The organism is Rhodococcus sp. CX (assembly GCF_015865005.1).
Classification (GTDB): Bacteria; Actinomycetota; Actinomycetes; order Mycobacteriales; family Mycobacteriaceae; genus Rhodococcus.
Window position 1 is genome coordinate 17,038 of sequence record NZ_JADZGH010000117.1, and the last position, 15,251, is coordinate 32,288.

Genomic DNA, 15,251 nt, shown 5'->3' on the forward strand with positions numbered 1-15,251 from the left:
GCGGGGCCGGCACCGGCGGTCCGCGCCGGGCCGGCGGTCGCGGGGTGACACGCGTCTCCCGTACTGCTGGACTGTGATCCAAATCTCCGTTAATATGCGTATGTTCCCAATGGATGCCGAGCGGATAGTTTCTGCCACCGGCCGCGGACCGACCAGAAGCCCGACTGTCCCGTCCCCCGGACAGCCTCAGCCAGTGGAGTATTCATGTCCCTCTCGGAATTCGAGACCCGTGCCCGCACCTGGGTGACCGACACCCTGGCCCGACTGGCGTTCACCGTCCGCGAGGACGAGTACGACGTCTCGGTCTTCCACGATCTCGGCGAAGACGAGGAGCGAGCGCTCCTCGACCGCCACCGCACCTGGCAGCGCGAGAAGTTCGACGCCGGCTACGGAGCGCTCGGATGGCCGAGCGAGTACGGCGGCGCGGAAGCCGGAACCGAGATCGCCGAAGCCTTCGCGCGGATCGAGAACGAATTGTGCCCGCTCCCGCCGCACGAGCTCGTCTCGGTCACCCTGCACCTCATCGCCCCCACCATCAGGCTCCTCGGTACCGACGAGCAGAAGCAGCGGTTCCTGCCGCGGATGCTTCGCGGTGAGCTTCTTGCCTGCCAACTGTTCTCCGAGCCCGATGCCGGCTCCGACCTCGCGAATCTGGGAACTCGCGCGGTGCGGGACGGTGACGACTGGATCGTCTCGGGGCAGAAGGTCTGGACGTCCGGAGCACAGTTCGCCGAATGGGGTGAACTCATCGCCCGCACCGATCCCGATCAGCCGAAGCACCAGGGCATGACCGCATTCCTCGTGCCCCTCGACGCCCCTGGCGTCGAGATCCGCCCGATCCGGCAGATGTCCGGAGGCAGCAGCTTCAACGAGGTGTTCCTCGATCGGGTCCGCATCCCCGACTCCCTGCGTCTCGGAGAGGTGGGAAAGGGATGGTCCGTCGCCCTGACCACGCTCGCCTTCGAGCGCGAGGGCGGTTCGAACACCGCGAACGTCGGCGGACAGTTCTCCCAGCTCGTCGCCACGGCCCGGCGGCTCGGCCGTGACGAGGACCCGCGCGTGCGAGAGCAGCTGGCCCGGGTGTATCTGCGTCAGCAGCTGGCCGCGGTGGATCTGCTGCGCGACCGTCAGGCGCGCGACGGCGGAGCCGCTCCCTCGGCGATCGGATCGGTCCGCAAGATCCAGTGGGTCGACAAGCTTGCCGCGGTCTCCGCTGCAGCCCGAACGGTGTTGGGCCGCAACCTCATCGCCGACACCGGTATCCCCGGTACCTACGAATGGAATGCGCACGTTCTCGGCGCCCCCGGCTACAGCATCGCCGGCGGCTCGGATCAGATCCAGCGCAACATCGTCGCCGAGCGGCTTCTGGGACTCCCCGCGGAGGCTCGTGCGGACCGCGGCCTGACCTGGCGTGAGGCGCGCAGTCGCGTCCACGGCCGTGCCACCTCCGGAAGCTGAGCACCCTCCGCGACCCACCGTTCGACCCCGTGCGTCCCCGGCGCACGTCGCTCGACTCTTTCAAAACCTCCCCGAAAGGTCTGCCATGAGATTCGCGTCGCTTCGTCGCTCGATCGCCGGAATAGGTATCGCCGCAGTGACCTTCGCTGTCGCTGGGTGTGGATCCGGTGCCACGACCGAGGTCTCCGCCGACGATCTCGGCCCCGCCGGAGACAGCGCCTGGGCGGAGCTCGTCGAGGCTGCCGAGCAGGAGGGCTCGGTCACCTACTTCACCGGCCAGCCGACGGACAACCTCCAGGAACTCGCTTCCCGATTCGAGTCGGCGTACGGCATCGAGGTCGAGATCGTGCGCGACAACGACGCCAACCTCCAGACCAAGCTCGCGGCGGAAGCGGAAACCGGTCGTCATACGGCCGACGTCATCGCAACCGCCTCCCGGCCCTGGGTGGACACGCGCCTGGCCGAGGGGTACTTCGTCCCGGTCACCGGTCCGGCCTTCGGCGCCGCCGAGTTCGACCGCGAGAAGTTCCTGCGCGACGACGACCGGATCTTCCTCTCGTCGGCTGCGGTTCTCACCTACGGCTGGAACACCAGCCGGGTCCCGGACGGCATCGACGGATACGAGGGGCTGCTCGATCCCTCGCTCGCGGACGGGAAGATCGGCGTGATGCTTCCGGTGTCGTCCGCGGTCGTGGACTTCTACGACTTCCTGGGCGACACGGTGTCTCCCGACTTCGTCGAGAAGCTCGCGGGCCAGAAGCCCCGCACCTACCCGGGCGCCCAGGCGATGGCCCAGGCGCTGACCTCCGGTGAAATCGCCGCAGCCGTCTACACCATGCCGCTCACCGCGGAAAAAGAAGCCGGCGCGCCCGTCGATTCCGGTCTGCCCTCACCGGTCTTCGGTGCTCCCTTCCTCACCGGAGTCTTGGCGAACGCGCCCCATCCCAACGCCGCACAGCTGTTCGCGAACTTCCTGGTGACCAAGGCGGGACAGGAGGCCGTCGCCGACCGCGCCGGCTCCGTGCTGCCCGGCATCTCCACGGCCGCGACGTCCGCGGACGACATCTGGGTCAACAGCCGGATCGTCACCGCCGACGACACCGAGGCCTTCCGGGCCGAGTTCGCGCGGCTGTTCGGTTCCAGTCAGTAACAACCCCCGGCCGCCGGGGGCGCCGATCCCGGCACCCCCGGCGAGCCTCCGGTGACCGAACCGGTCCCGGACACGAGAGGAATGAAACATGAAGGTCGGAGAACGTCTCAAGAGCCCCGTGTGCGGCGCGGAAGTCGTGATCGTCCGTGTGGACGACAACGTGGCCGGCCCCCTGCTGTGCGGGGGAGAGCCGATGTCCGCCGACGCGGCACCGGCCGCCCCGGCGGCGACGACTCCGGGACTGCTCATCGGAAAGCGATACGAGGGCGGGGGAGTCGAGGTGCTGTGCGTACGGCCCGGCGCCGGCCCCCTGGCGATCGGCGACGCGGTGCTCGCCGAAAAACAGGCCCGCCCCCTCCCGTCCTCGGACTGAGCAGATCCCCGACGCCGGCAGCAGTCCAACCGGCTCCGGCACCCCCAGGAAAGGCGACAGCATGATTCTCTCGAGCGCGGTCGGCGCAGAGGACACGGCGCTCCTCGTCGACACCATCCGGGCCGCCGTCGGCAGAGCCGACCCGGCCGACGGACGGTCCGAGCGGGTCTACCGCGACGGTCCCCTCGACCACGACCTGTGGTCCGTGCTCGGCCGCGAGATCGGAGTCGGTGCCCTCGCCGTCCCGGAAACTCACGGCGGACTCGGAACCTCCTACGCCACCGTGGCGGCCGTCCTCGAAACCCTCGGCGCGGAACTGACCCGCGTCCCGGTCCTCGGCAGCGTCATCGCCGCCACCGCGCTCGCGCGCTGCGCAGAGCACCCCCTCGCCCGCGACCTTCTCGAGGAGATCGCCTCGGGAACGAGGATCGTCGCCACCGTGGTCCCCGGGGACGATCTCGACACGCCCGGTGACGGCACCTTCCGTGCCGTCGACGGCGGCGAGGGCGTGACCCTCACGGGCCGAGCGGAGTTCGTGCTCGACGCAGTTGCGGCGGACACGGTCCTGGTCCACGCTGTCGACAGGTACGGATCCCTGGGCTTGTACGCGGTCGACCGTACCCATCTGACGGTGGAGCCGATGCAGACGACCGACGCCACCCGAGGTCTGGCGCGAGTCCACGCCGAGGACGTCCCCGCGACCCTGCTCACCGACCGCCCCGAACCCGGCCGCGTGCGCGATCAGGCTCTCGTGGCGTTGGCGTGCGACAGCCTCGGAGTCGCACGCGCGTGCCTCGACGCGGCGGTCGCCTACGCGAAGGAACGCGTCCAGTTCGGCCGTGTCATCGGCGAGTTCCAGGCCATCAAGCACATGCTCGCCGAAGTGGCCGTCGCCGTCGAACTCGCCGATTCCGCTGTGGCACACGCGATCTGGGCTGTCGAGGAGGGTACCGATCGCGATCTCGCCGAAGCGGCCGCCATCGCCGCACTCGCCTGCGGGGACGCCGCGGATCTCGCGACCGCCACCAACGTCCAGGTACACGGTGGCATCGGCTTCACCTGGGAACACACCGCCCACCTCTACTACCGCCGGGCCCTGGGCTCGAGCGTGCTGTGGGGAAGCGCGGACGATCACGCGCAACGGTTGTATCTGCTCGCGACCGACAGCGCCCGCTCCGACGACGCCCCGAACCCCGACCGTCTCCGCGAGCCGGCGTCGGCCCTGTTCGCCCCCGAGGCCTGAATCCTGCCGGTCAGAAAGTGAGTCCACGATGTCCCATGTCTCGATCCGCCAGTTGCTGAAAAACTTCGACGGCAAGCCCCCGACCGTGGCCGTCGACCACCTCGACCTCGAGATCGAGGACGGCGAATTCCTGGTGCTGCTCGGCCCGTCCGGCTGCGGCAAGACCACCACGCTGCGATGCCTCGCCGGGCTCGAACAACCCGCGAGCGGTTCGATCACCCTCGGTGACCAGGTCGTCTTCGACGGCGCGCGGGGAGTGAACCTGACCCCCGACAAGCGGTTCATCGGCATGGTGTTCCAGTCGTACGCCCTGTGGCCCCACATGACCGTCCGCAAGAACATCGCGTACCCCCTCAAGTCCCGCAAGCTCACCGACGCGCTCAACAGCGGCCGGGTCGAGGAGACCGCGGCCCTCGTCGACTGCGAACGCCTCCTCGACCGGCTGCCCGCCGAACTTTCCGGTGGGCAGCAGCAGCGCGTCGCGCTCGCTCGCGGTCTCGTCTCGCACCCCGACCTCGTGCTGTTCGACGAGCCGCTGAGCAACCTGGACGCCCGGCTCCGCGACCAGGTCCGCGCCGAGCTGCACGATCTGCACCAGCGCAAGCCGTTCACCGCGGTGTTCGTCACCCACGATCAGAGCGAGGCGCTCGCCCTCGGCACCCGCATGGCGATCATGCGCGCCGGGCAGATCGTGCAGATCGGCCCCCCGCGCGAGGTGTTCGAGGAACCCGTCGACGAATACGTCGCCGGCTTCACCGGCATGTCGAACCGGCTGCCGTGCGAGTACGTCGACGGCCGGTGGTACGCACTGGGCGCCGAGATCCACGGCATGCAGCCGCGAGCGGCGGCGTCGGTGGGCTCGTTCGTGATCCGGTTGCGGCCGGAGAAGGTGCGCCTCGTCGCCGATGCGGCGGATCTGCGGTCCGGCGAGGCCGGGATCGCGGTGCACGTCGACGATGTCGAATACGGTGGCCTGCATCTGGATGTCATGTGTTCGGTGGCGGTCGAGGGTTCGGCACGGCGGCAGTTGCACGCCCGGATCCCGACGTACGACTCGTCCCGGGCACCGCGGACCGTCTCCCGGGGCGCGGCGATGGTTCTCGCGTTCGAACCGATCGACGGCCGCACCTTCGACACCGACGGCAACGCACTCGCGATGCCTCAGCAGGCGCTCGTCGGCGCCCTGGCGGGGTGAGGGCGATGGCTGTGGTGACCTTGCCGGGCAACGACATCGGCGAACAGCGCCCGAGTGTCACCGGTGGATTGCAGAGCGACGCCGTCCGGTCGGTGGCGCGTCGGCTGGGTGTCGTGGCGTTCGTCGCGCTGCTGGCATATCTGGTCGTCGTCCCGGTGGTGCGGCTGCAATCGACCGCATTCGAGGACGGAGCCGCGGGATACGAGCGCGCGTTCGGTCTCGAACGGCTCGGTGGAATTCTGTGGAACACGGTCGGTCTCGCGCTCGGCTCGCTGACGATCGCGATGGTGCTGGGCACCGCGCTGGCGTGGGGCGCGAACCGCCTGCCGCGCCGGCTGGCGGTGCTCGAGATCCTGCCCATCCTGCCGATCGTGATTCCCGCGGTCGCGGCGATCGTCGGGTGGGCATTCCTGCTCTCGCCCCGGCCGGGCTATCTCAACGCGATGCTGCGGAATCTGCCGTGGTGGTCGCACCTGGAGGAAGGCCCGATCGACATCTACTCGATCCAGTGGATCGTGATCATCACCGGGTTCTCGCTGAGTTCGTTCGTGTACATGTTCGTCCGGTCCGGATTCGAGAACATCAACTCCGAGATGATCGAAGCGGCACAGGTGTCCGGCATGCCGGAATGGAAGGTCTTCTTCAAGATCACGCTGCCGCTGCTGCGCCCGACCCTGATCTACGGCGCCGGCGTGGCGCTGCTGCTGGGCCTGGGCCAGTTCACCGGACCCCTGCTGCTGGGCACCAACACCGGTGTGAGCGTGCTGACGACGGAGATGTACTTCCAGATCAGTGACTCACCGGCGCAGTTCGCGACCGCCGCCGCACTCGGGTCGCCGCTGCTGATCGTCGGGATCGTGGTGGTGTTCGCGCAGAAGGCGCTGCTGGGCAACCAACGACGCTTCGTCACCCACGGCGGCAAGGCCTTCCGGTCGCAGGGCCGTCCCTCGAAGACCGGGGTGGCGATCATCCTGCTGTTCTCGCTGCTGTCGACGGTGCTGCCGATCCTGGCGCTGGTGTTCGTGGCCCTGTCGCGGTACTGGAGCGGCACCATCAGCTTCTCGGCGCTGACGTTCGACAACTTCCGCACGATCTTTTCCGGGTCCGCGGTCCCCACCGCGATCGGCAACAGCGTGATGTTCTCGCTGATCGCGATGGCGATCGTGCTGCCGCTCGGGTTCGTCGCGGCGAACCTGATCGTCCGGGGACGCAACTACCCGGTGCTGCGGGTGATCGCGGACGTCCTCGTGTCGATTCCGCTCGGTGTGCCGGCGGTGATCTTCGGTGCGGCGTTCCTGCTCACCTACACGCAGGGGCCGATCGTCCTCTACGGCACCCCGTGGGTGGTCGTCCTGGTGTACGTCACGTTGATGCTGCCGTTCGCGACCCGGATGCAGCTGTCGTCGATGCTGGCACTCGGCGACGCCTACCTCGAGGCCTCCCGGGTGAGCGGCGCCGGGTTCGTCGCCACCAACGTGAAGGTCCTGCTGCCGCTCATGCGCGGCAGCCTCGGTGGAACCGCGGCACTGCTGTTCGTCCTGCTCACCCACGAGTTCACCGCGTCGCTGCTGGTGCGGGCCTCGCAGACCCAGGTGATGGGCACGATCCTGTTCGAGTACTGGTCCAACGGCGGCTATCCGCTGGTCGCCGCCGTTGCGCTGGTGATGACAGGGGTGACGGCGGTCGGTGTCGTCGCGGCGATGCTCGCCGGCGGGACCGACGCTCTCAGCAAGATGTGATCGCTCTCGGAGCATCCGCCCCGTGCGTGGTTTCGGTAGTCCCCACTACCGAAACCACGCACGGGGCGGCGAACGGACGAGAAAGGAAGCTGGTGGAGACGATCGAGTACCCGGACTGGCTGCGCGACGCAGGCGTTGTCGTGACCGGCGCCGGCCTCGGCCAGTCGGTGCGCGGGTCGTCGTGAACGACCGCGACGCCGACGCCTGTGCCGCCGTGGCACGGGAGATCGGCGGCATCGCCGCCCCCGGTGATGCCGCCGGGGAAGCGGGCGTGGCCGCGCTCGTCGCGAGGGCTGTCGCCGAACTCGGGGAGGTCGACGCGTGGTTCGCGAACGCAGGCGTGGTCGCCGACGGCCCCGACGCCGAGGCCGCGTGGGAGATGTCCTGGAACGTCAACGTCATGGGGCACGTGCGCGCCGCGCGGGCGCTGCTCCCGGGCTGGCTCGACCGTGGCCGCGGCCGCTTCGTCGTCACCGCCTCGGCGGCGGGTCTGCTCACCATGCTGGGGTCGGCGCCGTACTCGGTGTCGAAGCACGCCGCGGTCGCCCACGCGGAGTGGCTCTCCGCGACCTACGGGGACAGGGGAGTGATCGTGCAGTGCCTGTGCCCCCAGGGGGTCGCGACGGACCTGCTGCCGACCGACGCCGCGGGACGGGTGGTCTTCGAAACCGGTGTGCTCACGCCAGGGCAGGTTGCCGATTCGGTGATGGCCGCCCTGTCCGGGGAGCGGTTCCTGATCCTCCCGCATCCCGAGGTCGCCGAGTACTACGCGGGACGCGCCGCCGACACCGACCGCTGGTTGCGCGGGATGCGCCGGATCCAGCGCCGGATCGACGACGCGGTGCGGGACGAGGCTGCGGCGCTCAGGTGATCAGCGCCCATCCGACCCCGCACACCGCGAGCGCCCACAGCACGCTGGTGCCGGTGCCGATGATGAACTGCTCGGAGGCCTGGGGTTCACGCAGCTCCGGATAGCGGGCCAGGCCCTTGACGGCCAGGACGATGGCCATGCCCTCGGGCCACCCGGCGAGCACCGCGCCCGCGACCGCGGCGCGTTCGAGGATGCCGATGACGCGACCGCCGCGCAGCGGACCGGGGATCGGTGCGCCGCCGGGGGCGGGGGCGGCCGGTTCGGGGCCGGCGTCGGGCTGGCGGCGGGCGATGCGGAACGCGGCGAGGACGGCCGGGCCGCCGCCGGTGATCGCCGCGAGCATCGTCAGCACGAGGGTGGCGGCGTAGGCGAAGCCGTGGACCGCCGTCGTCGCCGACGCGGCCAGGGCCGCCCCGATCAACGCGGCCGTCGAGAGCGCCGGCGCGAGCCACGGCGGCAGGTTCGAGCGCAGGCTCAGAACCGGGGCGAGCGCGACGACGGCGAGCAACACCAGCGAGACGACGGTCAACGGTCGGCCCTTTCGAGGAGGCGGCGGGCGAGGGTTCGGCCAGCCTGTTCGGCCTGCCATCCGGCAGTGTGCAGGCGCTGCGACACCGCCTGCTTGCTGATGCCCAGGCGCTGTGCCACCTGGGCCTGGGGGAGTCCGGCGCGGGCGAGTTCGACCGCTTCCCGGCCCTGATCGGTGCGGCGCAGCACCAGCGTCGCGAGCAGAGTGAGGGCGGCGTCGGCGTCGGCCGCGGCGTCGGGATCGGTGCCGTCGACGGCGAGGTTGCCGGGTGCGTTCTTGGCGCGTTCGACGGCGGTCCGCGCGTGTTCGAAGGCGGGGCCGCGTCCGGCGCGGGTCTGCTCGGGCAGCGGCGTCTCCACCGCGCCGACGCCGATCCCGACACTCCAGTGGCCGCGCTGCACCAGGTCCAGGGCGAGATCCACGACGGTCTCGGCGTCGTCCGCGACCGCCTGCACCTCGTCGCCGGCGGTGCGCTCGAACGGGCGCAGCAGGTCGGCGTCGCGGAATTCCTCGAGCAGCGCCGCGACCCGGTCGATGTCACGTCGGCTGCCGCGTTGATCCACCGTCAACACGAACATTGGTCAAGAATGAAGCCTTGACTTCAGTAAATCAAGGTCTGAGACTTGTCGACTTCTCGTCGTCGGGATCGACGATCGCATCGAGCGCGGAACCGGCCGGCACCGGCAACCGCGCCTCGAGCCACAGTCCCACGACCCCGACGAGCAGGCATACCACCGTCACCACCATCAGGGCGGGGTTCGTGCGTCCGGTCAGCGCGTCGCCGAGCAGCACCACCCCGATCGTGCCCGGCAGGATGCCCACGATCGTGGCGAGCGTGTACGGCACGAGCCGTACCGACGAGATCGCACAGCAGTAGTTCACCACCGAGAACGGGGCCGCCGCGATCAGGCGCAGCGATCCGACCGCGAGCCAGCCGCGCCGCGCCAGCCGCAGATCCACGGCCTTGGCCGCGGGGCGGTCTCGTCGTATCTGACACATCCCGCGGCCGATCCACCGCACCAACAGCAACGCGAGCACCGCGCTGACCGTGGTCGCAGCCACCGAGACGGCGATGCCGGTGGCGGCGCCGAACAACAGGCCGGCGCTGAGGGTGAACACGGTGCGCGGCACCGGGGCGATGGTCACGACGGTGTGAACCAGGAAGAAGACGAGGACGAACGACGGGCCCACGGTGTCCGCCCACCCGCGGATCTCCGCGACCGTGGGATGAGGGATCAGCATTGCCGCGGCGGCCAGCGCGACGAGAAGGGCAAGTATGCCGAGGATTCTGCGGTCGGTCAGGAGCCTCGTCACGACCGACCACGATACCCGGACCCGGCAATCGACCGGTGCCTGCGGGCGGCGCGGAGGCGGAAGGTAGATTTCCCTGCGCAAGTCCGTTAACGATCGCTAGGGAATCTGTGGTGATCCCCACAATAGCCGCGGCGTGTATGCGGCTAGCATCACACGAGAACCCACCTAAGGTATCCACGGCCCACCATGGCCCGAGAACCAGCATCACACCGAGCCTGCACCACATCCCGCAGCGTAGGAGAGGAACCGCACGTGTCATTAGCTGCAGAAGCCGAGGACGCCGCACGCGCGTATGCGCAGTGGCAGAACGCGGTGGCCGGCGTGCTCGCGAAGTCCCGCCGCGTCGAGCCCGCCGAACTCGGACCGGAGCCGCAGCGACTGCTCGAGACCACCACGTACGACGACATCACCGTCAACCCGCTCTACGGGGTCCGCGACGAGCGCCCCGAGGCGCCGCTGCCCGGTGAGTTCCCGTACGTGCGCGGAGCCTCGGCCACCCGCGACGTCAACGCCGGCTGGCTCGTGTCCGCACAGTTCGGCGGCAGCGACGCCGCCGCCGCCAACGAGCGGATCCTCGCGGCCCTCGAGAACGGCGTCAGCGCACTCTGGCTGCAGGTCGGCGCGGCGGGCCTGCCCGTCGACGCCCTGCCCGCGGTCCTGGACAAGGTGCTGCTCGACCTCGCGCCGGTCACCCTCGACGCCGGTGCCGACACCGCCGCGGCCGCCGAGGCGCTGTACGCGCTGCTCGACGCCCGCACCGACGTCGCCGACCGCGGCGCCGTGCGGATCGGCCTCGGCGCCGCGCCGCTGACCAGCGCATTCTCCGGCCGTGCCGACGTCACCGTCGCCGACGCGATCGCCCTGGCGACGGCCGCCGCCGATCGCGCCGAGACCGTCCGGGCCGTGACCGTCGACGGCACCGCGTTCCACAACGCCGGCGCCTCCGACGCCGAGGAGCTCGGCGCCGCGATCGCCGCCGGCCTGGAGTACCTGCGCGAACTGGTCGCCGCCGGTCGGACCGCCGCCAACGCGCTCGGTCAGATCGAGTTCCGCCTCGCGGCCACCGACGACCAGTTCCAGACCATCGCCAAGTTCCGCGCCGGCCGTCAGGTCTGGGCCCGCATCGCCCAGGTCGTCGGGGCCGCCGACGCGGGCAACGCCCCGCAGCACGCCGTCACCTCCGCCGCGATGATGACCCAGCGCGACCCGTGGGTGAACATGCTGCGCACCACCCTGGCCGCGTTCGGTGCCGGTGTCGGTGGCGCGGATTCGGTCACGGTCCTGCCGTTCGACGTCGCCCTGCCCGCCGGCGCGCTCGACGTGTCCGAGGCGTTCTCCGAGCGCATCGCCCGCAACACCCAGCTGCTGCTGCTCGAGGAGTCCAACCTGGGCCGGGTGCTCGACCCGGGTGCCGGCTCCTGGTACATCGAGGAGCTCACCGCTCAGGTCGCCGGCAAGGCGTGGGAGTTCTTCCAGCAGATCGAGGCGGCCGGTGGTTACCGCGCGGCGCTCGACGCGGGAGTGATCTCCGAGCGCATCGCCGCGACCCGCGCCCGCCGCGAGTCCGACATCGCGCACCGCCGCACCTCGGTGACCGGCGTCAACGAGTTCCCGAACCTGGGCGAGACGCCGCTGCCCGCCGACGTCGCCGAGGCCGGTGCGTTCGCGGCCCGCTACGCCGCACCGTTCGAGGCCCTGCGCGACCGCTCGGACGCGTACCTGGCCGCACACGGTGCCCGTCCGAAGGTGCTGCTCGCACCGCTCGGACCGATCGCCGAGCACAACATCCGCTCGACGTTCGCGACGAACCTGCTGGCCGCCGGCGGCATCGAGGCCGTCAACCCAGGCACCCTCGCGCTCGACACGATCGCGCACACCGTGGCCGAATCGGGTGCGACCGTCGCCGTCCTGTGCGGCACCGACAAGCGGTACGACGCGGACGCCGGTCCTGCGACCGCCGCGCTGCGCGCCGCCGGTATCTCCACCGTCCTGCTCGCCGGGCCGGAGAAGGCCGTCGGTGACGTGGAGGGTGAGGCGCGTCCGGACGGGTTCCTCACCGCCAAGATCGACGCGATCGCCGCGCTGACCGACCTGCTGAACACTCTGGGAGCGTAAGTGAGCATCGAACACAAGATCGGCAGCTTCGCCGATGTCCCGCTGACGGATCCGGCGTCGCCGGCCCCGTCCGCGCCGACTCCGGAGCAGGCCGCCGCGCTCGTCGAATCCGTGGCGACCGCGAACAACTACACCGTCGACGACGTGGTGTGGTCGACGCCCGAGGGCATCGACGTCAAGCCCGTCTACACCAAGGCCGACCGGGACGCGGTCGAGGCCGCCGGTTACCTGCTGGGCAGCTACCCCGGCATCGAGCCGTTCGTGCGCGGCCCGTACCCGACGATGTACGTCAACCAGCCGTGGACCATCCGCCAGTACGCCGGGTTCTCCACCGCCGCCGAATCCAACGCCTTCTACCGCCGCAACCTCGCGGCCGGCCAGAAGGGCCTGTCGGTGGCGTTCGACCTGGCCACCCACCGCGGCTACGACTCGGACCACCCGCGCGTGCAGGGTGACGTCGGCATGGCCGGTGTCGCGATCGACTCGATCCTCGACATGCGGCAGCTCTTCGACGGCATCGACCTGTCGCAGGTGTCGGTGTCGATGACCATGAACGGCGCGGTGCTGCCGATCCTCGCGCTGTACGTCGTGGCCGCCGAGGAGCAGGGCGTCGCGCCCGAGCAGCTGGCCGGAACCATTCAGAACGACATTCTGAAGGAGTTCATGGTCCGCAACACGTACATCTACCCGCCGAAGCCGTCGATGCGGATCATCTCCGACATCTTCGCGTACACGTCGGCGAAGATGCCGCGGTTCAACTCCATCTCGATCTCCGGCTACCACATCCAGGAAGCCGGCGCGACCGCCGACCTCGAGCTCGCCTACACGCTCGCCGACGGCATCGAGTACATCCGCGCCGGTCTCGACGCGGGCATGGACATCGACAAGTTCGCGCCGCGCCTGTCGTTCTTCTGGGCGATCGGCATGAACTTCTACATGGAGATCGCGAAGATGCGGGCCGGGCGCCTGCTGTGGAGCGAACTCGTCGAGAAGTTCTCCCCGAAGTCCGCGAAGTCGAAGTCGCTGCGCACCCACTCGCAGACCTCCGGCTGGTCGCTGACCGCGCAGGACGTGTTCAACAACGTCGCGCGCACCTGCGTCGAGGCGATGGCCGCGACCCAGGGTCACACCCAGTCGCTGCACACCAACGCGCTCGACGAGGCCCTCGCGCTGCCGACGGACTTCTCCGCGCGCATCGCCCGCAACACCCAGCTGCTGCTGCAGCAGGAGTCGGGCACCACTCGCCCGATCGACCCGTGGGGCGGCTCGTACTACGTCGAGTGGCTCACCCACGAGCTCGCGAACCGGGCCCGCGCCCACATCGCCGAGGTCGAGGAGGCCGGCGGCATGGCGCAGGCCATCTCCGAGGGCATCCCGAAGCTGCGCATCGAGGAGGCCGCGGCCCGCACGCAGGCGCGCATCGACTCCGGCCGCCAGCCGGTGATCGGTGTGAACAAGTACCAGGTCGCCGAGGACCAGCAGATCGAGGTCCTCAAGGTCGAGAACTCGAAGGTCCGCGCCGAGCAGATCGCCAAGCTCGAGCGGCTGCGCGCCGAACGCGACGAGGACGCCACCCGCGCCGCGCTGGCCGCGCTCACCCGCGCCGCTGCCTCCACCGAGGGCGGCATGGAGAACAACCTGCTCGCCCTCGCGATCGACGCGGCCCGCGCCAAGGCGACCGTCGGCGAGATCTCCGACGCGCTCGAAGAGGTCTACGGACGTCACCAGGCCGAGATCCGCACCATCAGCGGTGTGTACCGGGACGAGGCCGGAAAGGCGGGCAACATCAGCACGGCAACCGAACTCGTCGAGAAGTTCGAGAAGGCCGAGGGACGTCGTCCCCGCATCCTGGTCGCGAAGATGGGCCAGGACGGTCACGACCGCGGACAGAAGGTGATCTCCACCGCCTTCGCCGACCTCGGCTTCGACGTCGACGTGGGACCGCTGTTCCAGACCCCCGAAGAGGTCGCCAACCAGGCGGCCGACAACGATGTGCACGTCATCGGCGTGTCGTCGTTGGCCGCGGGACACCTCACGCTGGTGCCCGCGCTTCGGGAGGCGCTCGCGGAGGTGGGCCGCCCCGACATCATGATCGTGGTCGGCGGCGTCATCCCTCCGGGAGACTTCGACGAGCTGTACCAGGCCGGCGCCGCGGCGATCTTCCCGCCCGGCACCGTCATCGCCGACGCGGCCGTGGGTCTGCTCGGCAAGCTCTCCGAGCAGCTCGGCCACGGCTCGGAGGACTGATCCCAGATGGGCCGACCTCCGGTCGATCTCGATCGGCTCGAACAGGACGTGCTCGCCAATCGGCGAGCCGGCCTGGCCAAGGCGATCACGTTGGTCGAGTCCACCCGCGACGACCATCGGGAGCAGGCGCAGCAGTTGCTGCTGCGCCTGCTCCCGAAGGCGGGCAACGCGATCCGGGTGGGCATCACGGGTGTTCCCGGTGTCGGGAAGTCGACGTTCATCGACTCGCTCGGCATGTATCTGCTCGACAAGGGCCACCGGGTGGCGGTGCTCGCCGTCGACCCGTCGTCGACGCGCACCGGCGGGTCGATCCTCGGGGACAAGACCCGCATGGCCCGCCTGTCCGTCGAACGGAACGCCTACATCCGTCCGTCCCCGACCGCCGGAACGCTCGGCGGTGTCGCCAAGGCGACCCGCGAGACGATGGTGCTGCTCGAGGCCGCCGGTTTCGATGTGATCCTCGTCGAAACCGTCGGTGTCGGTCAGTCCGAGGTGACGGTCGCGAACATGGTGGACTGCTTCACGTTCCTGACCCTGGCCCGCACCGGCGATCAGCTGCAGGGCATCAAGAAGGGCGTGCTCGAACTCGCCGATCTCGTCGCGGTGAACAAGGCGGACGGCAACTTCGAGCGCGACGCGCGGGTCGCTGCCCGCGAGCTGGCCGGCGCGATGCGCCTGGTGCACCCGCACGACGCGATCTGGAAGCCGCCGGTCATCACGATGAGTGGTCTCGAGGGCCAGGGCCTGGACACGTTCTGGGACACCGTCCTGAAGCACCGCGAGGTGCTCACCGCGGCGGGGCTGTTCGAGGAGAACCGCCGCCGTCAGCAGGTCGATTGGACCTGGACGATGGTGCACGACCAGCTGCTGCGCCGTCTCGAATCGAACCCGCGGGTCAACAGGATCCGCGACGAGGTCGAGCAGGGTGTGCGCGACGGGTCGCTCACCGCGGCGCTGGCCGCGCAGCGGCTGCTCGCCGCGTTCGACGGCACCGAATGACGACACGACCGGCCGCGA

The 15,251-nt window shown here is 70.0% G+C and carries 13 protein-coding genes; 10 read left to right on the forward strand and 3 right to left on the reverse strand.

Annotated elements, in window-relative coordinates; translation table 11 throughout:
• Positions 1–204: 204 nt before the first annotated feature.
• The 7 genes from I0Q12_RS12745 (at position 205) to I0Q12_RS12775 (ending at position 8,029) form a co-directional block, all read left to right on the forward strand.
• Entirely contained in the window at positions 205–1,458 is a 1,254-nt protein-coding gene (locus I0Q12_RS12745; RefSeq protein WP_197252268.1) for an acyl-CoA dehydrogenase family protein, read from the forward strand.
• Between the two features lie 85 nt (positions 1,459–1,543).
• On the forward strand, positions 1,544–2,608 hold the full coding sequence (locus I0Q12_RS12750) for an ABC transporter substrate-binding protein (RefSeq protein ID WP_197252269.1): 1,065 nt from the start codon (positions 1,544–1,546) through the stop codon (positions 2,606–2,608).
• Between the two features lie 88 nt (positions 2,609–2,696).
• Complete coding sequence (locus I0Q12_RS12755) at positions 2,697–2,981, forward strand: hypothetical protein (RefSeq protein ID WP_197252270.1); 285 nt, start codon at positions 2,697–2,699, stop codon at positions 2,979–2,981.
• A gap of 61 nt (positions 2,982–3,042) precedes the next feature.
• Complete coding sequence (locus tag I0Q12_RS12760; protein WP_197252271.1) at positions 3,043–4,224, forward strand: acyl-CoA dehydrogenase family protein; 1,182 nt, start codon at positions 3,043–3,045, stop codon at positions 4,222–4,224.
• 28 nt (positions 4,225–4,252) lie between these two features.
• Positions 4,253–5,419 carry an ABC transporter ATP-binding protein gene (locus I0Q12_RS12765; RefSeq protein WP_197252272.1) on the forward strand — a complete coding sequence of 389 codons (1,167 nt, stop codon included), beginning with the start codon at positions 4,253–4,255 and terminating at the stop codon, positions 5,417–5,419.
• Between the two features lie 5 nt (positions 5,420–5,424).
• Positions 5,425–7,158 carry an iron ABC transporter permease gene (locus I0Q12_RS12770; RefSeq protein ID WP_197252273.1) on the forward strand — a complete coding sequence of 578 codons (1,734 nt, stop codon included), beginning with the start codon at positions 5,425–5,427 and terminating at the stop codon, positions 7,156–7,158.
• A 181-nt stretch (positions 7,159–7,339) separates the two neighbouring features.
• A complete protein-coding gene (locus tag I0Q12_RS12775) occupies positions 7,340–8,029 on the forward strand; it encodes an SDR family oxidoreductase (RefSeq protein ID WP_197252274.1) in 690 nt (229 codons plus the stop codon).
• Here the strand turns inward: I0Q12_RS12775 and I0Q12_RS12780 are convergent.
• The 3 genes from I0Q12_RS12780 to I0Q12_RS12790 are packed head-to-tail and all read right to left on the reverse strand — an operon-like array spanning position 8,022 to position 9,872.
• Positions 8,022–8,558 carry a hypothetical protein gene (locus I0Q12_RS12780; protein ID WP_197252275.1) on the reverse strand — a complete coding sequence of 179 codons (537 nt, stop codon included), beginning with the start codon at positions 8,556–8,558 and terminating at the stop codon, positions 8,022–8,024. The genes I0Q12_RS12775 and I0Q12_RS12780 overlap by 8 nt on opposite strands.
• Positions 8,555–9,136: a hypothetical protein gene (locus tag I0Q12_RS12785; RefSeq protein WP_197252276.1), complete on the reverse strand. Its 582-nt coding sequence runs from the start codon at positions 9,134–9,136 to the stop codon at positions 8,555–8,557. Before I0Q12_RS12785 ends, I0Q12_RS12780 begins: the two co-directional genes overlap by 4 nt.
• Positions 9,137–9,167: 31 nt before the next feature.
• On the reverse strand, positions 9,168–9,872 hold the full coding sequence (locus I0Q12_RS12790; protein ID WP_307846208.1) for a TVP38/TMEM64 family protein: 705 nt from the start codon (positions 9,870–9,872) through the stop codon (positions 9,168–9,170).
• Between the two features lie 252 nt (positions 9,873–10,124).
• On the opposite strand from I0Q12_RS12790, the gene mutA reads away from it, so the two are divergent.
• Genes mutA through meaB form a run of 3 tightly spaced genes read left to right on the forward strand, consistent with a single transcriptional unit; the run spans position 10,125 to position 15,233 of the window.
• Entirely contained in the window at positions 10,125–11,987 is a 1,863-nt protein-coding gene (gene mutA, locus I0Q12_RS12795; protein ID WP_197252277.1) for a methylmalonyl-CoA mutase small subunit, read from the forward strand.
• Complete coding sequence (gene scpA / locus I0Q12_RS12800) at positions 11,988–14,234, forward strand: methylmalonyl-CoA mutase (RefSeq protein WP_197252278.1); 2,247 nt, start codon at positions 11,988–11,990, stop codon at positions 14,232–14,234.
• 6 nt (positions 14,235–14,240) lie between these two features.
• Complete coding sequence (gene meaB, locus I0Q12_RS12805; protein WP_197252279.1) at positions 14,241–15,233, forward strand: methylmalonyl Co-A mutase-associated GTPase MeaB; 993 nt, start codon at positions 14,241–14,243, stop codon at positions 15,231–15,233.
• Positions 15,234–15,251 lie beyond the last annotated feature (18 nt).

Coding starts and splice junctions, on each gene's coding strand:
- I0Q12_RS12750 (WP_197252269.1), top strand. CDS start 1,544: ATGAGATTCGCGTCGCTTCGTCGCTCGATCGCCGGAATAGGTATCGCC.
- I0Q12_RS12770 (WP_197252273.1), top strand. CDS start 5,425: ATGGCTGTGGTGACCTTGCCGGGCAACGACATCGGCGAACAGCGCCCG.
- I0Q12_RS12785 (WP_197252276.1), bottom strand. CDS start 9,136: ATGTTCGTGTTGACGGTGGATCAACGCGGCAGCCGACGTGACATCGAC.
- I0Q12_RS12745 (WP_197252268.1), top strand. CDS start 205: ATGTCCCTCTCGGAATTCGAGACCCGTGCCCGCACCTGGGTGACCGAC.
- I0Q12_RS12760 (WP_197252271.1), top strand. CDS start 3,043: ATGATTCTCTCGAGCGCGGTCGGCGCAGAGGACACGGCGCTCCTCGTC.
- I0Q12_RS12765 (WP_197252272.1), top strand. CDS start 4,253: ATGTCCCATGTCTCGATCCGCCAGTTGCTGAAAAACTTCGACGGCAAG.
- meaB (WP_197252279.1), top strand. CDS start 14,241: ATGGGCCGACCTCCGGTCGATCTCGATCGGCTCGAACAGGACGTGCTC.
- I0Q12_RS12755 (WP_197252270.1), top strand. CDS start 2,697: ATGAAGGTCGGAGAACGTCTCAAGAGCCCCGTGTGCGGCGCGGAAGTC.